Here is a 15,513-nt window from a genome sequence, read left to right on the forward strand (position 1 = left end):
AGCATATTTATTTTTTTCAATTACGCCTTTCATTTCTTTATATGTAAGATATTAATTTTTCCATACAGCAATGTATTTCTTTCGATATTTGTTTTCTTCCTCCATTTCAATTAATTCCAATGCTTTCTCTTTAATTTCTTCCTCATTTAAATGATCATATAAGTTTTTTAAATCCTGAATAATATCAAATCGAATAAGAGTGTAATTTTTCTCATTGAAACAGGTTTGAAAACGATTGATCAGATGATCCAAAACTAGCTTTTTTTGCTCAGGACCAGCGAGCCCGATCTTCCAAATGGACTGCAGACTGTGCCGGGCGGTAACGAATTTAGGATCCTTCGTCACTTCCCAGACAGCTGAAAAATCATTCAGCATCCGCTGATCTGGATCGCTGATTGCAAGGCTCGACAGGAATTGAGCTGAACGTGATCTTTGGTGATTATCTTTGGAGCTTAACCCTTCAAGCAATTCGTCCCACACTTCATAAGCCCAGTCCACTTTTCCCTCTGCTGCTGAGAGTATGTTTTGATAAGCTTCATATTGAACGTCTCTGTCTTTTGATTCCAGCTGCTCAAAATAGGTTTGGATTACCTTGTCCATTTGCACCATCTCCTAAAAAAACTTTACTAAAGCATAGCAAATTTATGTATTAAAATCTCTATCCGTTAATGGAATCTCCTTATTGACATACCCCTAAAGGATTCCCATCAGGATCGAAAAAAGTGAAGAAATTTGTCTGTCCTTCTCCATCCATAGGATTTACTTCAACTCCTCTATCAATTAATTCCCTGTGGGTCTTTTCAATATTTGATGGAATAAAGTTAAAGTATTTACCTACACCAAAGTGATTTTCCGGGAAAATCATAGGCTGATGATTTGGTGTATAAACCAGGCAAATAACAGTCTCATCGGAAATCCTCATTACAGCAGCTTCTTTCTCAATATATATTGGTTTAAAACAAGCTTACTCTCATACCATTGTACAGACCGCTTAACATCACTGACAGGGATAAATACTCCTTCTATGCCCTTTAATAACGGCTGTGTCATGATTTCCTCTCCTTCTTTATCAATATTCTTTGTATTTCTTCTTCCCCTTTGATATTCCTGCAAAAAACAGTAAAAATACGCCCCTACTAAAAGAGACGTATTCCTAAACCAAATTTATTCTCCTCTTGCCGGAGGTTTACTCTATTCAGCACAAATCCTGTAACAATTTCATTAAATATATTCCACTTTCTCGTTGGAAGCTGATGGTTTTGATTCGTAAACAGGAAAAACTCTGCGTGTTTGCATTTATTTCTGTAAAGGTTTAAATAATGATTCGTCCAGTCCCCTGCTTCTCCATACATAAACAGCATAGGAATCTTGATGAGATGAAGTTTGTCGAGACAGCTGTATTGCAAAGACTGGATATAATACTGCTTCCAAACTTCTATATCTGCTCTTTTCATATGATCACTAAGCAGCTTTCTCAGCTTTTTATCTTTTGTATGAGTCTTGGAAATAATATTTATTAACAAATTCAAATGATTTTCTGCCAAGTATATTCCTGAATGATGCAATAATTGTCCTGATGCATCTTCAACGCTTGGATAGGCCCCAGATAAAATAAGCAATTCAATTCTTTCAGAGTGATAGATGGCAAGATGCTGCGCAATTAAACATCCGGCTGAATAACCGCATAAGACAGCCTTTTTGAGGTTTAAAGCATCCATCAAATGTAGAATCTCACTCGCGTAATACGGAATCGAAATCTCTTGTGAAGCGGTCTCACTTTCCCCGTGTCCGCTTAAGTCCGGGAAAATAACTCTCATATGCTTTGACAAAGCATGCTGATAAAAAAACACTTTTCTTCCCATTCCAGGAGGATGAATAAATATGATCGGCACTCCTTGACCATTATCTTCGTAGTGTAAAGAAGGGCAGCTACCTATCTTAATTGAGGGCATAATTGTTTTTCACTCCATATGATCCTAAACGTCTACTTTCCTTTTAGCATCCTTACCTTCCCCTTATAAAAAAATCTTTATTCAGTTTTATATTAAACATTTCATTTTCCAACATGAAAGCAAAGATTATGTAAATAATAAAGAAAACTTGTACATAGAAGGTGAAGTCTGTATGAAGAATCGAGCACTAGCTCTATTAACCCTCTCAATCATCCTTATTACCGGCTGCACAACGAATCATGAGAAAAGCTCGCCAAATATACTGCAGACAAAAACCGCCTCTTCGCCCAAAGTGATTCTTCTTGTCGTGGATTCATTAATGGACAAACCATTAAAAAAAGCCATTAAGCAGCATAAAGCCCCTGCCCTCGAATTTTTTCTGAAAAATGGCCAGTACAGTAAAGAGATGGTAAGCGCCTATCCGACTATGTCCGTTACCATCGACAGCACTTTACTTACAGGTACATACCCTGATAAACATAAAATTCCTGGCCTGGTTTGGTATAAGGAAGATGAACAGCGGGTGATCAGCTATGGGAATGGGTTCTTAGAAACCTTAAAATATGGAGTAACGGATGTAGCAGACAACAGCCTCTATCAATTTAATAACAAGCACTTAAGTAAAGATGTGAAAACCATTCATGAAGAGCTGGATGATAGAGGTAAACAAACTGCATCTATTAATGCTGTGATTTACAGGGGAAATGATCAGCATACCCTGATCGTTCCAAAAATTTTAGCAAAAACGACTTCTCTGCCTGATAAATACAAAACAAAAGGACCAAAGATATTAACTTTAGGGGATTTCATTAATCAGGATCCGAAAAATAAACATGTGATCAATCGATTAGGGCTAAATGATGCTTTTGCTGCTCAAGAATTAACTTATCTTTTAAAAAACAACCTGCTTCCTGAATTTACAATTTTGTATTTGCCTGAAAATGATCATGCTGTTCATACGAAAGGAACTAAAACAATTGATGGGATTGAAAAGCTGGATAAACACCTTCAGGAAATATTAAATACTTATCCGGAGTGGGATGATGCTCTTGAAAATACAGTCTGGCTTATTATGGGAGACGGTAATCAATCTGATGTAAAAAAGGACAAAAAGAAGACTTTGATTGATTTAAGAGATGCCCTATCAGAATACAAGCAGGTAAAGCTTGGTGATTCTGTTCAAAAAAACAATGAAATTGCTATTACTGCAAATGAACGAATGGCATATATTTATAAATTAAATAAGGGTATTTCTATAAAAAATATAGCCGATAAATTGCAGACAGATCCTCGAATTGCCTGGATTGCCTGGAAAGAAAACGACATGGTGAACGTAATTTCAGAAGGCCGCAAAGGAATTCTCCAATTTAAATCTGGAGGTTCTTATAAAGATCGTTATCATCAAAATTGGACCTTAAAAGGGAACTTGGATATTTTAGATGTGAAAGCTGATAGACGCAAACAGCTTATCTATGGGAATTACCCTGATGGTCTAGCAAGATTATATGGAGCCATTCATTCACAAAAAGGAGATTTTCTCATAGCTGATGCTGAACCCGGCTATGAATTTATAGGAGAAAGCTCTCCTGAACATACTGGCGGAGGTGCTCACGGATCTATGCACAAAGTCGATTCATATGCTCCTTTAATCGTGACAGGAACGGATCATCACATCGATCATTTAAGGATTGTTGATTTAAAAATGTGGATTTTAGATATCATAGAAGAAAACTAATTGCATGGTCGTTTCATCAAAAAAGCAGCCCGATTTATTTATCGTGCTGCTTTTTAATTCAATTATTACATGACAGGGTGACTGCCCATACTAGTTCTAATATTTCTGCAATTCATTCACCGTGACGAATTCATAACCATCTTCAGTTAATGATTTTATGATTTCTTCCAATGCTTTTAGTTCTTTTCCCGACTTATCGTACATTGGATGCAGCAATATGATGGAACCCGGTTCAATGTTTTCGTTCACATATCTGACTTTATCAGATACGGATGTGTAAAATGTGTCTGGTTCAATATTCCAAGTGATTGTATCCATCTGCCGGTTGCTCAAATAATAGGGCAGCAAGACTAGTTTTTTTCCATTTGGAGGCCGAAAATCAATTTCACCATTATAGCCTGTAAGCCGGATTAGTTTGTTAGTCTTTTCGATTTCCTCCTTTATAACGGAGGGAGACTTAAAAATCATTCTGCTGTGAGAATATGTATGGTTTCCGATCTGATGTCCTGCTTCAGCTATCATCTGCCCTTCTTCCGGATGCTTATTAAGTTCATTCCCGATCAAAAAGAAGGTTGCCTTTGCACGATATTTCTCCAGAATGGACAATATTTCGTCCGTATTGCCGGCTGGTCCGTCATCGAAGGTCAGAGCCACTGCCTTTTGAGGAGTTTCAACATTGCTGGTTAACCCTCCAAATAATTGAAAGGTTCTCGAATTCATTAAATGATATGAAGAGAATATAAAAATAATAAATGAAATAACTACTATAATTGAAATGATGTTTCTTTTTTTCAGCATAAAGCAATACCTCTAACTTATACTCTTAATTAAGTTATTATTTTTCAACTAAAGAATACCCAATATAATCAAGGGCCATTTTAATATTCGTCACAAATTTCGTCCTGCTGTTTTCATGATTAATATGAATGAATTGACTCATAGCAAAAGCCGGCGTGACGCCCGTGATGATTGCATCAACCCCCATAAGCTGAAGAGCCTGAATCATATTGATGAGTACATTGGGAAAAACATCATCTTGAACAATCAGCTTTGACAAATCAACGATAAAATATCGTATGTCCTGATCAGCAGCAGTTTGAAGGACGTCTCCCATAATTTGTTCTGAACGGTTTTCGTCGACAATGCCCTGCAGAGACAGAATAGAAACCCCGCTTGTAATTGGAATAATCGGTACACTTAAAAAACCCATATAATACTTTGTTTTATCAAGGTCAATAATGTGAGACAAAAGGTCTGCCATGGACTTTAAATAGTTTATATCATCTTCCGAAAACTGTTTTTCTTCTCTGTCCATTACACAGAGAGTCCCGAACACATTCCCTTCCAGATCTTTTAAAGTTACACCTAAGAAACCTTTCACATTTAACTGGCTTGTCACTTCTAATTCTCTTGTGATTAGATCCTTAGTTAAATCTGCAGTATGCATCATGCCTTCGTCTTTCATAATAATCAGACGGCAATACGTTCCGCCGTATTCAACACTGTATCCTTCAGGGATGATTTCTTCTTCTCTATTATAGGAGCTGAGAACCGTCATGGCCGTTTCCCCTCTTCTTGTTACGTAAGCAGTGCTCACATTTAGCCGGTCGCTTATTAAGCCAAAAAGTTTTAAGGACACTGACCTCAGAGAATAAAAGGCAGGAATCTTATTTGTATACTCATTATTCACATTATTCCTCCTAAAAATAGAAAGCCATATATTAAAATAGCATGTTCAAATTATATCATTTGTTAAGGTGCTATGTACGGAATATCCAATTTCCCAGTTATAAAGTTCCATATGTTTTATGTCCTGCCTATAATTAGGTAATCTCGTATGAAATTCAACTTTAGAAAAAAAGAAATGCATGCATAAAAAAAAGAGACTGGGACGTAACGATCATCTCCTGAATGAAAGCCGAACATTGAATAGTGCGAAAACCATTAAAAGAAAGGGCTATTTTCACATGAATTGTTGTTTTCCATGATAAATAATGTCCGTTCCTTGCAGCTCCAGGAACTTGCTTTCCGCGGGGAGCATGGGAGCCTCCTCGGCTTTGAAGTGCACCCCTATTGTTGGACACACATCTAACAACAGGAGGTGTACTTCAATTGCGTAATTTTACATTAGAAGAAAAAATTCAAGCCGTACAACGTTATTTGAATGGTTTAGTAAGTTATCGAGAATTAGCTAAAGAGGTTGGAGTCGATCACTCCGTTCTCCGAAACTGGGTGATGCTGTTCAAACATCATGGTGACCAAGCATTCTCCTTTCCCTATACAAACTATTCGCCAGCCTTTAAACTGAGGGTAATTCAATTTACAAATGAAACGAATTACTCGATTCGAGAGGCATCGGCCATTTTCCACCTACCAGATCCTTGTATGCTCCGTAGGTGGAAGAAAAAGTGGGAGATTGGTGGTGAAGATGCCCTTAAAATAAAGGAAAAGGGGCCATCTGCCATGTCATCTCATAATCAAAAGAAAAAGAATAAGAAAGAAAATTCCTCTGACCCATCTATAGAAGAACTGAAAAAAGAAAACGAACTTCTTCGTATGGAGAATGCGTATTTAAAAAAGCTGCGAGCCTTAGTTCAGAAAGAATCAGTAAAACACTCAAAACGCAAGTAATCTATGAACTAAGGCACGAATTCCCTGTTAACCAACTGGTGAAGATTGCTGATTTGCCGAAAAGCACCTACTATCACCGCGTTCAATTATGGAAACAGCCGGATCCTGACCGCAAGTGGAAAAGGAGAATTCGCTTCATTTACCGTAAGCACAAAGGACGCCTTGGCCATCGCCGTATCACAGATGTCCTTCAAGCCAAAGGGTATATGATTAACAAGAAGAAAGTCCTTCGTATTATGAAAGAGATAGGGCTTCAATGCATCGTACGAATGAAGAAGTACAAATCCTATAAGGGCGGGGTCGGAAAAACAGCTCCAAACATCTTAAATCGTAAATTCAAGGCCGAAAAACCAAATCAGAAGTGGGTGACAGACATCACGGAATTTAAATTGTTTGGACAGAAATTATACCTGTCCCCTATTCTGGACCTGTTTAATGGCGAGATTATCACGTATACGCTCAATACAAGGCCTACGTTTGATTTAGTAGAGACGATGTTGATAGAAGGCCTACAGCGCGTGAACGAAAACGACGAACTCTTACTTCATTCTGACCAGGGCTGGCATTATCAAATGCCTCGATACCAGCACATATTAAAAGAAAATCACATTACTCAAAGCATGTCTCGAAAAGGAAACTGTTACGACAACGCCGTTATAGAAAACTTTTTCGGGATATTGAAATCAGAATTTCTGTACTTACAACAATTCGAGAGTATAGACCACTTCAAGAAAGAACTCGAAGAGTATATACACTACTACAATCATTTGAGAATCAAATCACGATTACAACGTAAAAGTCCAGTGTCTTATCGAACTAGTTTTGAGCAAGCTGCTTAGTAAATAAAGTGTCCAATTTATAGGGGGCAGTGCACTTTGCCTGCGGGGTCTCCCATTTTGCTCTATTTCCGGCAGGAGTCAAGTTCCTTCCGCTGCAATCCACTTAAGGTTTCTAACATTTAGTCCTGTAGCAACAATATTTATGACAAGAGCCAAAGAAAAAAATCCGAACTAAAACGAAATTCAAGTTGGAATTTCACATAATAGTTCGGATTTTTCTTTGGCTGAAAACCATTTGTCCCAGCCTCTTCAAACATGTCATTATTTTTATAAAAGGTATTTATACCTATTTTCAAGGTAATTTTGGACAACGGTCAAAAGAGAACATATTCCCCAATAAATGAGGGCTACGAGAATATACATTGTCATGTAGTCAAGCTCCCTGCCGCCGACAATTTTAGCCTGCTGAAAAAGTTCAGGCACCGTGATCATGGCAGCGAGTGAGGATGCTTTCGTCAGATCAAGCAGCACGTTTGAGAGCGGAGGCAGCGCAATTCTGAATGCCTGCGGCAAAATAATCCCTCTCATTGTCTGCCAGTAGGAAAGTCCAAGTGATTTGGACGCCTCCCATTGTCCCCGGTCGACAGATGCCAAGGCGGAACGGTTAATTTCTGCCATGTAAGCTGCACTGTTTAGGCTGAAGCCAATTAAAGCAGCTGTGATGGCTGTAAATTCAATGCCGATGATCGGAAACCCGAAATACAGAATGAAAAGAATAACAAGAATTGGAACACCCCGCATAAACGAAATATAAATTCTCGCAGGCCACCTGAGGAAAGAGTATCTAGAAGTTCGGCCGAGTGCAAGAAAAAAACCGAGCACTAAACCGATTGCCATGCTGACTAAGGAAATAAGCAGTGTGTTCCAGATACCCTGGATCACATATGGAAAAGATTCCACAGCAAGTTCATAATTAAAAACGTATTCCCACTGAATATCTCCCATCGCACTCACCTTCTTCAGTTACCAGTTACTCAAACTCAACATCCGGTTTTTTAGATACATCCGCTCCATCAAAGAATTTCTTTGAAATCTCGGAAATTGTTCCATCTTCAAGCATTTCTTTAATTGTAGCATCAATATTCTTTTTCAGCTCGGTATTCCCTTTTTTCATAATGATGCCCTGACTGTTTGGGTTGAACTTGATGTCAGGATGAATCGTAATGTTCAGGTCAGGAAACGCTGCAACTGCAAGGCGCTGAAGGTAGTAGTCATTTAAAATAACATCTGTTCTTCCGGTTGAAACATCTCTTAAGTACTGATCATTTGTAGCATTGTCATAAATGACTTCTTCTGCTCCGTACTTACGTGCAACCGCCATGTATGTAGTCGTTGCTTCTCCAGCTGCTTTCTTCCCTTTTAAATCTTCCAATGATTTGATGCCTGAAAGATCATCTTTTCGGACCATCGCAGTTCCGTATGAGAATTTATAAGGATCTGCAAAATCGAATTTTTCTTTTCGTTCATCATTAATCATAATATCGTTTGCGGCGATATCCACTTTTCCGCTTTGAATAGACGTCAGCATGCCGTCAAATGCCATCTCTGAAAATTCCACTTCCAGATCCATGCGTTTCGCCATTTCACGGACGACCTCTACCTCATATCCAGTCAAATCATTTGTTTCTGAATCGTGGTAAGACGTTGGATAAAGTGTGCCAGAAGTCGCAACCGTCAGCTTGCCTTCTTCTTTTATTGTATCCCATGCCGTTTTTTCTTCTTTTTTCTCAGAAGAACTGCTGCATCCGGCCATAACTAATGCAAATGCCATCATCATCAGCATGGCACTCAGCTTGTTTGAAGGAAATAATTTTGTCATACGAATCCACCTTTTTTCTATAATCTTATAAAAGATAGCATTACAGCAGGGAATTCGCAATTTTTTTGTTCAAAAAAAGCTTACAGCAGCTGTAAGCTTAAGAATAAATTATCTTTTGATCGATCTTTCAAGAGCATAAAGATCTTCTTCCATCGTCTGCATTCTTTGTTCTACTAAACTTTTTGCATCTTTGATCGCCTGATTATAAAAGTGTGGTCCGATGGATTCTTTAATAAACTCTAATAGATTTTCAGCCGCAAGCTCGCCAATTTCATCGCCATTTTCCCGGTAGTAATAGCGCTGAATATCTTCAATCATCATCATTTTTTCTTCTTTTGTAAATGTAATAAACATTTTCATCAGCCTTTCTTGTTCAATTCTTTAATGATCATAACAAGAAAAAAAGTAGAAAGGCAGACTGGTATTTTGAAAAATTGTGTGTACAAAGAGAGACGGAACCTGCTAATCGATTTCCTCTATAATGGACTCACCCTCTGTCTGGTCCCGGTCAAACCACTGCCATTTTTCATGCAGTCTGATTCTGCCGTCAGGCAACACCTCTGGTTTCGAAAAGCAATGCCCTCCCCTGATTTCATTGTTTACATTGACATGATTATACTTAAATTCTAAAGTTCCATCATCATTTACAAGTCCAATTAAAGTTCCTTTAACGATTTCTCCGCCGCCATAGGCAGCTGAAAGAATTTGTCCATTTTGTTCATACGTGAAAACAGTTTTTGAGGAGACCTCCCCATTTGAAGTATTTTCTACTGAGACAAAGCGGCGGTTATGGTAATTGATCATACGGATTCTCCTTTTGAAAAATTTATGCCATCTTACCATATTGAATAAATGTTTCCAATTATTTATTTCAATTTTTCAAAAATTACGTATAATAAACAGTACCGCATGTATAACATATTGCACGTCTGCTGCGTAAGGAGAGGTTTTTTATGAGAGAAATCGCAATTGGAATTATTGCTTCCATGTTTTTTGCCGTCACCTTTATTTTAAACCGGTCAATGGAACTTTCAGGGGGGAGCTGGTTATGGAGCTCATCTCTCCGATTCTTTTTTATGGTCCCCTTTTTACTGGTGATCGTCATTTACCGCAAAAACATCAAACTGCTGCTTGCAGAAATGCGTACCCATCCGCTTCAATGGCTTATTTGGAGCTTTTCAGGATTCGTCCTGTTTTACGGGCCAATTACATACGCTGCCGCCTATGGTCCAGGATGGCTTGTCGCCGGTACATGGCAGCTGACGATTGTTGCCGGAATCCTGCTGACTCCCTTTTTCTATGAAAAGAGTCATTCGATTAAAACGAGAAGACGGATTCCAGTGCAGGCTCTCTGCTTTTCAATGATTATTTTAGCAGGTGTTGTCCTGATTCAAGTAAAAAATGGGACGGATATTAGCGTTAATCAGCTGCTAGCAGGGGTTCTTCCAGTCGTTATTGCAGCTTTTGCCTATCCTTTAGGAAACCGAAAAATGATGGAAGTGTGCGGAGGCAGACTCGATACCTTTCAGCGTGTGCTTGGGATGACGCTTGCTAGTCTTCCCTTCTGGTTGCTTCTTGCAGTCTATGGATTAATAAAAGTTGGTCCGCCATCTGCTGAACAAATTACACAGTCGTTTATCGTCGCCGTATCCTCGGGTGTGATTGCCACTACACTATTTTTCATTGCGACAGATCGGGTAAGAAATGATGAAGGAAAATTAGCTTCAGTTGAAGCCACACAATCCACTCAAGTGCTGTTTGTCCTTTTTGGTGAAGTGCTTCTTCTCTCGGCTCCGCTTCCGGATGGAATAACACTGATCGGTATTTTCCTCATTATGCTTGGCATGCTGCTGCACAGCTTTTTTTCCGCTCCAAGCCGAATGAAGGTATTGGGCAAATCGAAGACTGCACCTTAACTGGCAGCGGGTTCGGCTGAAAGGTGAAAACTGATAAATAGCACGGTAAATAACCTATCTTATAGAATAGGAATTAACAAGACTTTGCTGGTCAACAATTCCCGCTAATTGAGGCACTGGTATTACAACAAAGTAAAAAAAGGAACTCCAGCTTGATTTGGAGTTCCCTCAGTTCTTCAATAATAGCAACCTTTAACGAAAGAAAGATTTAAGTCCAGTCATTCCTATGCTCAGAAATGAATTTAATATCATTTTGATAATGTTTAAGATGACCTTCATCTATCATCTTTTGAAAAGCAAGGTCACCTTCACCCGCTCTTCTTGTAATTGTTTTACATAATCCTTCTAAACGCAGCAGTACCATTTCTATATAATTATCTGCAAAACCTTCACCGTAAGAATCAAAAAACAATTTAACTCTGTTTTTAATACGGTTGGCATCTTGAAATGAATCATAATAAACTTTCCCGCCTTTTTCAGAAAGATAAAATCTACTTAATGGAACACAAGTGTAAAGACTATAAGCTATGTCCCAAATTCGTGGACCAGGTCAGCTACATCAAAATCAATAATACCTATTGGTCTTTCATTACGAAAAATAATGTTGTATACTGCAAAGTCGTTATGGCATAATACCTCTGCATGTTGCGGGGTATTATCTAATGATTGCCAACTATCATCAAATGGAAAGTCGCTTACAGAATCATGATAGAAACGGAGCATTTTCGCTATTTCTATTAAGACATCATCGGACCACATGTATTCTTTTAAAGGATAATTACCAGCTTCTCCTTCAATAAATAATAGTATCTCTCTTCCATTTTTATCGATACCAAGGTGTCTAGGAGCATAATCGTACCTTTTGTTTTCAAGATGGTTTAACAGTGCATGAATTTGTTTGCTATTTGACTTTACTTCCCGTCTAACTGTATTACCTGACCTATATACTTTTGTGACGTTGCCTCCAGCTAACAATTCCTCATTTGTACGATTAGGCATATATGCACCTCCTTTTTTCCGCAATCCTGCCCAAGTCCTTAATATGTTAAGAATGCTCACACTTTATTGCAAACAAACGCCCCCGATGGTGGAATAAGCGTAATTTAATCAATTTTTGAAAATGATACTAAATCTCCTTTATCACAGGAGGAAAATCCGTGTTTTTCATAAAAAGCTCTTACATCTGCTGCATCATTAGTCAATAATACTTTTTGTCTAACGTCAGTATACTTTGATAACATTAATTTAAGAAGTTGAGAGCCAATCCCTTTATTATGATATGCCTTTAACACCAATATATCTTGTATATATATGATTGTCTTTCCATCTCCCACCACTCTAATTAACCCTACTAACTTTCCATGATCCCAGGCAGTGATAACCATCAGAGAACTTTTAATTCCTTCCATCAACCTAGGCATATCACTAGTGTAGGCTGACCATTTTACATTATCATACAATGCTTTGACTGCTTGAACTTCTAGTTTGGCAGTTTCTTTAAATGTGATTGTCATACTTACTAACTTCTCCTTCAATTTCACTTTCTGCAGGAGGTATTTTTTCGTAACTTTACCACTTATATCACCTCAACTTATATCACCTCAACAAATTTCTGCTGTTATTTATAACCATAATTAGAAGTTGTAAATAGAATTCAATAAAAAGAGCGTCAATCCCTTCTTGGATAAACGCCACCGATGAGACGCAGGAGATTGTCATTGATCTCCTCGTCAATTGGATCATAATCCGTTTTTTTTTGAATTCCATGTTGCGATCAATTTCCTCATATTTTTGATCACGTAAATTGTTTAGACGCAGAAAATCAATGGCCCGACGTTTGGCAACAGTCGTGAGCCAGACTCCCAGGTTCTCCGGAATACCTGACTCCGGCCATGTTCAAGCGCGTTTACCATTGCATCTTGAGCCAAATCCTCCGCAAGACTGTCATCTTGAACGATACTAGCAACACTTGCAATGAATTTAGCCGATTCGACCGTCCAAATTCCTTCAATGGTACGCTTGGTTCTAGAGGGGATCACGATCGCCTTCCCTTCTCAGATTTCTCGCGTCATTCCGGTTCCTTGGCCAACATTTCCGGATTCTTGGTCAGCTCCAGAGACTCATTTATTCAAATACTTGACGCAATTCAATCTGACCTTCCCCATGTCCTTGCGGGTCCGGCATCTTCATGGCCCACTCGATAGCTTCTTGCCTCGACTTCACATCAATCAGAATGAACCCGGCAATCAATTCTTTCGATTCCGTAAATGGGCCATCCGTAACCACCGGCTTTTCCCCTGGTTTCGGATACGAAAGGCGAATCCCATTTGAACTTGGATGAAGTCCTTTAGCCGCAACCCGCACGCCTGCCTTAACTAATTCCTCATTGTACTTCGTCATGGCTTCAATGAGCTCAGAGCTCGGGAGATTTCCAGCTTCCGAATTCTTCGAGGCTTTGACAATCATCATAAACAGCATAAAAATTTCCTCCTTCTTGGCAGTTTCCCTATTTTTTGATATTAATTAATATCAATATTTCCTACATATTGTGCGGATCCTCTATCAGTCTCTAGTTCCACTACAATTGCATATTTCCCTTTTTCTTTTGGAAAGTAGAAGGAACGCTGTTCATTTAATTCTAATTCAATCTTTTCATCATTTTTCCAAACTGAAACGGCTAACTCTTCCACCACAAAATCTTCGCTGTCAAATAGAAGGTCTATTCGTTGTCCTGCAGTAAAGGACAACTGCTTTTGTTCTCTGGCAAATGAGAGAAAATCCTCTGTTTTTCTCTCTAGAAGCTTGCTATTTTCACCTGTCCAACGAACATTCGCTTCTTTTAGCTCTTCTGATTGGATACTATCAGAAGTTGAAAGTGTAACAGCAGGAGGAGTAAAATCATATTCTTCCGCTATACATCCTGTTAATAAATACAGTAGAAAAATGCTTGTGATTATCTTCAATAATTTCTCCATAAAATCCCCCTTAGTTCAGAAGCCCCTAACCATATAAAAAGAGTTTCTCAATTTTGCAATCTCCCCAAATTGCCGAAGTTTAAACTCTTTCAAACCTTTCACCAGAACTTTACCTACAACATTAGTATGTAAAATCCTAGAATCTTCCCCTTGATTGAACCTCATTTTTAATACCAATTATTTCAAATAATCTTCAGTTGCACAATGACTATTTTTACAAAAAAAGGAGGACCATCTTATTTTAGATAGCCTCCTAATGGAATAACCAGCAGCTTCTATTAGATCGGTTAATTGAAGATCATTGAGAAGCCCATTAGTCTCGGATTAAAGACCCCTAGCTTCAGCAGCTTCAGCTTCATAGAATTGTTTATTTGCAGGTATTAAAGTAAAAGCACATAAGATTATGGATAATATCATCATGATTAATACACCTAAAATGACAACTGTCTCAATTGAAGTAATCTGAGCTGCCACTCCCATAATGCCAGTGATTGTTATGACTAAAACCGCTTGTATTAAGCTATAGACACTCCCGATACGACCCATAATATCAACTGGTATATTGTTTTGATAAAATGTAAGAAAGCCGGTATTAGCATAAGCAATAAAAAAGGCTAGAATAAAAAAACCTATTGCAGCAACGATAAAAGAATTTGAAAAAGCATAGATAATATACCCAGTTGAAACTAAAACAGTCCCGAAACCAATTAATATGGATGTTTCCAGTTTTTTAACTATTAAGGAATTAATGATAGATCCAACTATAATGCCAGCTCCTGCAATTGTAACCAAAAAGCCATACTCACTGTCTGACAAAAATAGGACCTCTTTGGCAAAAGCTGCTTCAAGGGAATCTACGGCACTCGCCATTACTACCATTACACAACTGAACAAAAAATAAATCAGCATGATGTAACGAGATATCTCAGGCTAAATTCAACGACAGAAATCCAATCATTTTTTATTACTGCTATCGATATCCTATTATTTGATGATGAAGCAACTGTTTGTTTTTCTATATTAGGCATGAATAGTGTAATAATTCCTGAAATAAATAATGCTATTGCGTTTATATAAATGGCAAATATCGGCGTACCAATAAAAAATAATAACCCTGCAATTGCTGGTCCAATTAAAAATGCACCTGATGTAACTAGACTATGCAGGGAATTAAATTGTTTTCTTTTTTCTTGAGGAATTAATTTTGTTATATAAATCATTGAAGTTGGACCAAACATAGAACTCGCCATATTTATGATAAATACAACTAAATAAATTAGGGATATGGATGACATAAAAGGTAAAAAAGCTATAAATACAGCACGGAATAAATCAAGAAAAACCATAAGTTTTCGTTTGTTTATTCGATCAATCATACTCCCCGCCCAAAAATTCGTTACTAGAGAAGCCAACGGTTTAATAATATAAAGGACTGATACGGCAAGGGGTGAACCGGTCATATCCAACACGATTAAATTAAGTGCTATAAAATAAATCCATTCCCCAACATTTGAAACTCCGATTCCAATTAATAGAATGAATGGATATTTCCAAGAAGCAAAATTCTTAATCAAAACCATTCTTTATTATCTCCTCTCTAAATCACGTAAAAACTCAATTTGTAGAAAAAAATAACTATGTACAAA

Annotated in this window: 14 protein-coding genes and 3 pseudogenes; 3 read left to right on the top strand and 14 right to left on the bottom strand. The window is 37.9% G+C overall.

The genetic code is table 11. From position 1 onward, the window contains the following. Positions 1-51 precede the first annotated feature (51 nt). From AC3ISE_RS12105 to AC3ISE_RS12115, 3 genes and pseudogenes are all read right to left on the bottom strand, one after another. The gene (locus AC3ISE_RS12105; protein WP_489221157.1) at positions 52-600 is read right to left on the bottom strand and encodes a hypothetical protein; all 549 of its coding nucleotides are present in this window, start codon (positions 598-600) and stop codon (positions 52-54) included. Positions 601-679: 79 nt separating this feature from the next. Next, positions 680-1,050: pseudogene (locus AC3ISE_RS12110) on the bottom strand (VOC family protein). A gap of 86 nt (positions 1,051-1,136) precedes the next feature. Next, a complete protein-coding gene (locus tag AC3ISE_RS12115) occupies positions 1,137-1,952 on the bottom strand; it encodes an alpha/beta fold hydrolase (RefSeq protein WP_489221158.1) in 816 nt (271 codons plus the stop codon). Positions 1,953-2,124: 172 nt separating this feature from the next. Between AC3ISE_RS12115 and AC3ISE_RS12120 the strand changes: the two genes are divergently transcribed. Beyond that, complete coding sequence (locus tag AC3ISE_RS12120) at positions 2,125-3,687, top strand: alkaline phosphatase family protein (protein ID WP_489221159.1); 1,563 nt, start codon at positions 2,125-2,127, stop codon at positions 3,685-3,687. Positions 3,688-3,783: 96 nt separating this feature from the next. Here the strand turns inward: AC3ISE_RS12120 and AC3ISE_RS12125 are convergent, their stop codons facing one another. Both AC3ISE_RS12125 and AC3ISE_RS12130 read right to left on the bottom strand, forming a co-directional pair. Next, entirely contained in the window at positions 3,784-4,482 is a 699-nt protein-coding gene (locus AC3ISE_RS12125) for a polysaccharide deacetylase family protein (RefSeq protein WP_489224330.1), read from the bottom strand. A gap of 40 nt (positions 4,483-4,522) precedes the next feature. Then, positions 4,523-5,377 (bottom strand): STAS domain-containing protein, encoded by an 855-nt coding sequence (locus tag AC3ISE_RS12130; RefSeq protein ID WP_489221160.1) that lies wholly within the window; start codon positions 5,375-5,377, stop codon positions 4,523-4,525. A 422-nt stretch (positions 5,378-5,799) separates the two neighbouring features. Between AC3ISE_RS12130 and AC3ISE_RS12135 the strand changes: the two genes are divergently transcribed. Further along, positions 5,800-7,157 (top strand): IS3 family transposase gene (locus AC3ISE_RS12135; RefSeq protein ID WP_489221085.1). Its coding sequence is split into 2 segments (ribosomal slippage): positions 5,800-6,271 and positions 6,271-7,157, totalling 1,359 coding nucleotides; the frame shifts between segments, so codons are not numbered across the junction. Between the two features lie 267 nt (positions 7,158-7,424). Here AC3ISE_RS12135 and AC3ISE_RS12140 read toward each other — a convergent pair. From AC3ISE_RS12140 to AC3ISE_RS12155, 4 genes are all read right to left on the bottom strand, one after another. Beyond that, positions 7,425-8,102 (bottom strand): amino acid ABC transporter permease, encoded by a 678-nt coding sequence (locus AC3ISE_RS12140; protein WP_489221161.1) that lies wholly within the window; start codon positions 8,100-8,102, stop codon positions 7,425-7,427. A 25-nt stretch (positions 8,103-8,127) separates the two neighbouring features. Next, positions 8,128-8,976 (bottom strand): transporter substrate-binding domain-containing protein, encoded by an 849-nt coding sequence (locus AC3ISE_RS12145; RefSeq protein ID WP_489221162.1) that lies wholly within the window; start codon positions 8,974-8,976, stop codon positions 8,128-8,130. 108 nt (positions 8,977-9,084) lie between these two features. Continuing rightward, positions 9,085-9,330, bottom strand: coding sequence for a DUF2164 domain-containing protein (locus AC3ISE_RS12150; protein ID WP_133310670.1), 246 nt, complete (start codon positions 9,328-9,330; stop codon positions 9,085-9,087). Between the two features lie 108 nt (positions 9,331-9,438). Beyond that, positions 9,439-9,780, bottom strand: coding sequence for an avidin-fold protein (locus tag AC3ISE_RS12155; RefSeq protein ID WP_489221163.1), 342 nt, complete (start codon positions 9,778-9,780; stop codon positions 9,439-9,441). Positions 9,781-9,929: 149 nt separating this feature from the next. Between AC3ISE_RS12155 and AC3ISE_RS12160 the strand changes: the two genes are divergently transcribed. Continuing rightward, positions 9,930-10,892: a DMT family transporter gene (locus AC3ISE_RS12160; protein ID WP_489221164.1), complete on the top strand. Its 963-nt coding sequence runs from the start codon at positions 9,930-9,932 to the stop codon at positions 10,890-10,892. Positions 10,893-11,100: 208 nt separating this feature from the next. On the opposite strand, the pseudogene AC3ISE_RS12165 reads toward AC3ISE_RS12160, so the two are convergent. The 5 genes and pseudogenes from AC3ISE_RS12165 to AC3ISE_RS12185 all read right to left on the bottom strand — a co-directional run bounded on the left by AC3ISE_RS12165 (position 11,101) and on the right by AC3ISE_RS12185 (position 15,441). Next, positions 11,101-11,891: pseudogene (locus tag AC3ISE_RS12165) on the bottom strand (phosphotransferase). Between the two features lie 104 nt (positions 11,892-11,995). After that, the gene (locus AC3ISE_RS12170; protein ID WP_489221165.1) at positions 11,996-12,406 is read right to left on the bottom strand and encodes a GNAT family N-acetyltransferase; all 411 of its coding nucleotides are present in this window, start codon (positions 12,404-12,406) and stop codon (positions 11,996-11,998) included. 610 nt (positions 12,407-13,016) lie between these two features. Beyond that, positions 13,017-13,370 (bottom strand): YciI family protein, encoded by a 354-nt coding sequence (locus AC3ISE_RS12175; RefSeq protein ID WP_489221166.1) that lies wholly within the window; start codon positions 13,368-13,370, stop codon positions 13,017-13,019. A 41-nt stretch (positions 13,371-13,411) separates the two neighbouring features. Continuing rightward, positions 13,412-13,867: a hypothetical protein gene (locus AC3ISE_RS12180; RefSeq protein WP_489221167.1), complete on the bottom strand. Its 456-nt coding sequence runs from the start codon at positions 13,865-13,867 to the stop codon at positions 13,412-13,414. Positions 13,868-14,191: 324 nt separating this feature from the next. Further along, a pseudogene (locus tag AC3ISE_RS12185) lies at positions 14,192-15,441 on the bottom strand (MFS transporter). Between the last annotated feature and the right edge of the window lie 72 nt (positions 15,442-15,513).

The organism is Metabacillus sp. KH_069 (assembly GCF_057838075.1).

What these genes read in the sequence shown, in the direction of transcription:
- AC3ISE_RS12140 (WP_489221161.1), bottom strand. Translation starts at nt 8,102, where the DNA reads ATGGGAGATATTCAGTGGGAATACGTTTTTAATTATGAACTTGCTGTG.
- AC3ISE_RS12170 (WP_489221165.1), bottom strand. Translation starts at nt 12,406, where the DNA reads ATGACAATCACATTTAAAGAAACTGCCAAACTAGAAGTTCAAGCAGTC.
- AC3ISE_RS12160 (WP_489221164.1), top strand. Translation starts at nt 9,930, where the DNA reads ATGAGAGAAATCGCAATTGGAATTATTGCTTCCATGTTTTTTGCCGTC.
- AC3ISE_RS12145 (WP_489221162.1), bottom strand. Translation starts at nt 8,976, where the DNA reads ATGACAAAATTATTTCCTTCAAACAAGCTGAGTGCCATGCTGATGATG.
- AC3ISE_RS12105 (WP_489221157.1), bottom strand. Translation starts at nt 600, where the DNA reads ATGGACAAGGTAATCCAAACCTATTTTGAGCAGCTGGAATCAAAAGAC.
- AC3ISE_RS12150 (WP_133310670.1), bottom strand. Translation starts at nt 9,330, where the DNA reads ATGTTTATTACATTTACAAAAGAAGAAAAAATGATGATGATTGAAGAT.
- AC3ISE_RS12115 (WP_489221158.1), bottom strand. Translation starts at nt 1,952, where the DNA reads ATGCCCTCAATTAAGATAGGTAGCTGCCCTTCTTTACACTACGAAGAT.
- AC3ISE_RS12155 (WP_489221163.1), bottom strand. Translation starts at nt 9,780, where the DNA reads ATGATCAATTACCATAACCGCCGCTTTGTCTCAGTAGAAAATACTTCA.
- AC3ISE_RS12180 (WP_489221167.1), bottom strand. Translation starts at nt 13,867, where the DNA reads ATGGAGAAATTATTGAAGATAATCACAAGCATTTTTCTACTGTATTTA.
- AC3ISE_RS12175 (WP_489221166.1), bottom strand. Translation starts at nt 13,370, where the DNA reads ATGCTGTTTATGATGATTGTCAAAGCCTCGAAGAATTCGGAAGCTGGA.
- AC3ISE_RS12120 (WP_489221159.1), top strand. Translation starts at nt 2,125, where the DNA reads ATGAAGAATCGAGCACTAGCTCTATTAACCCTCTCAATCATCCTTATT.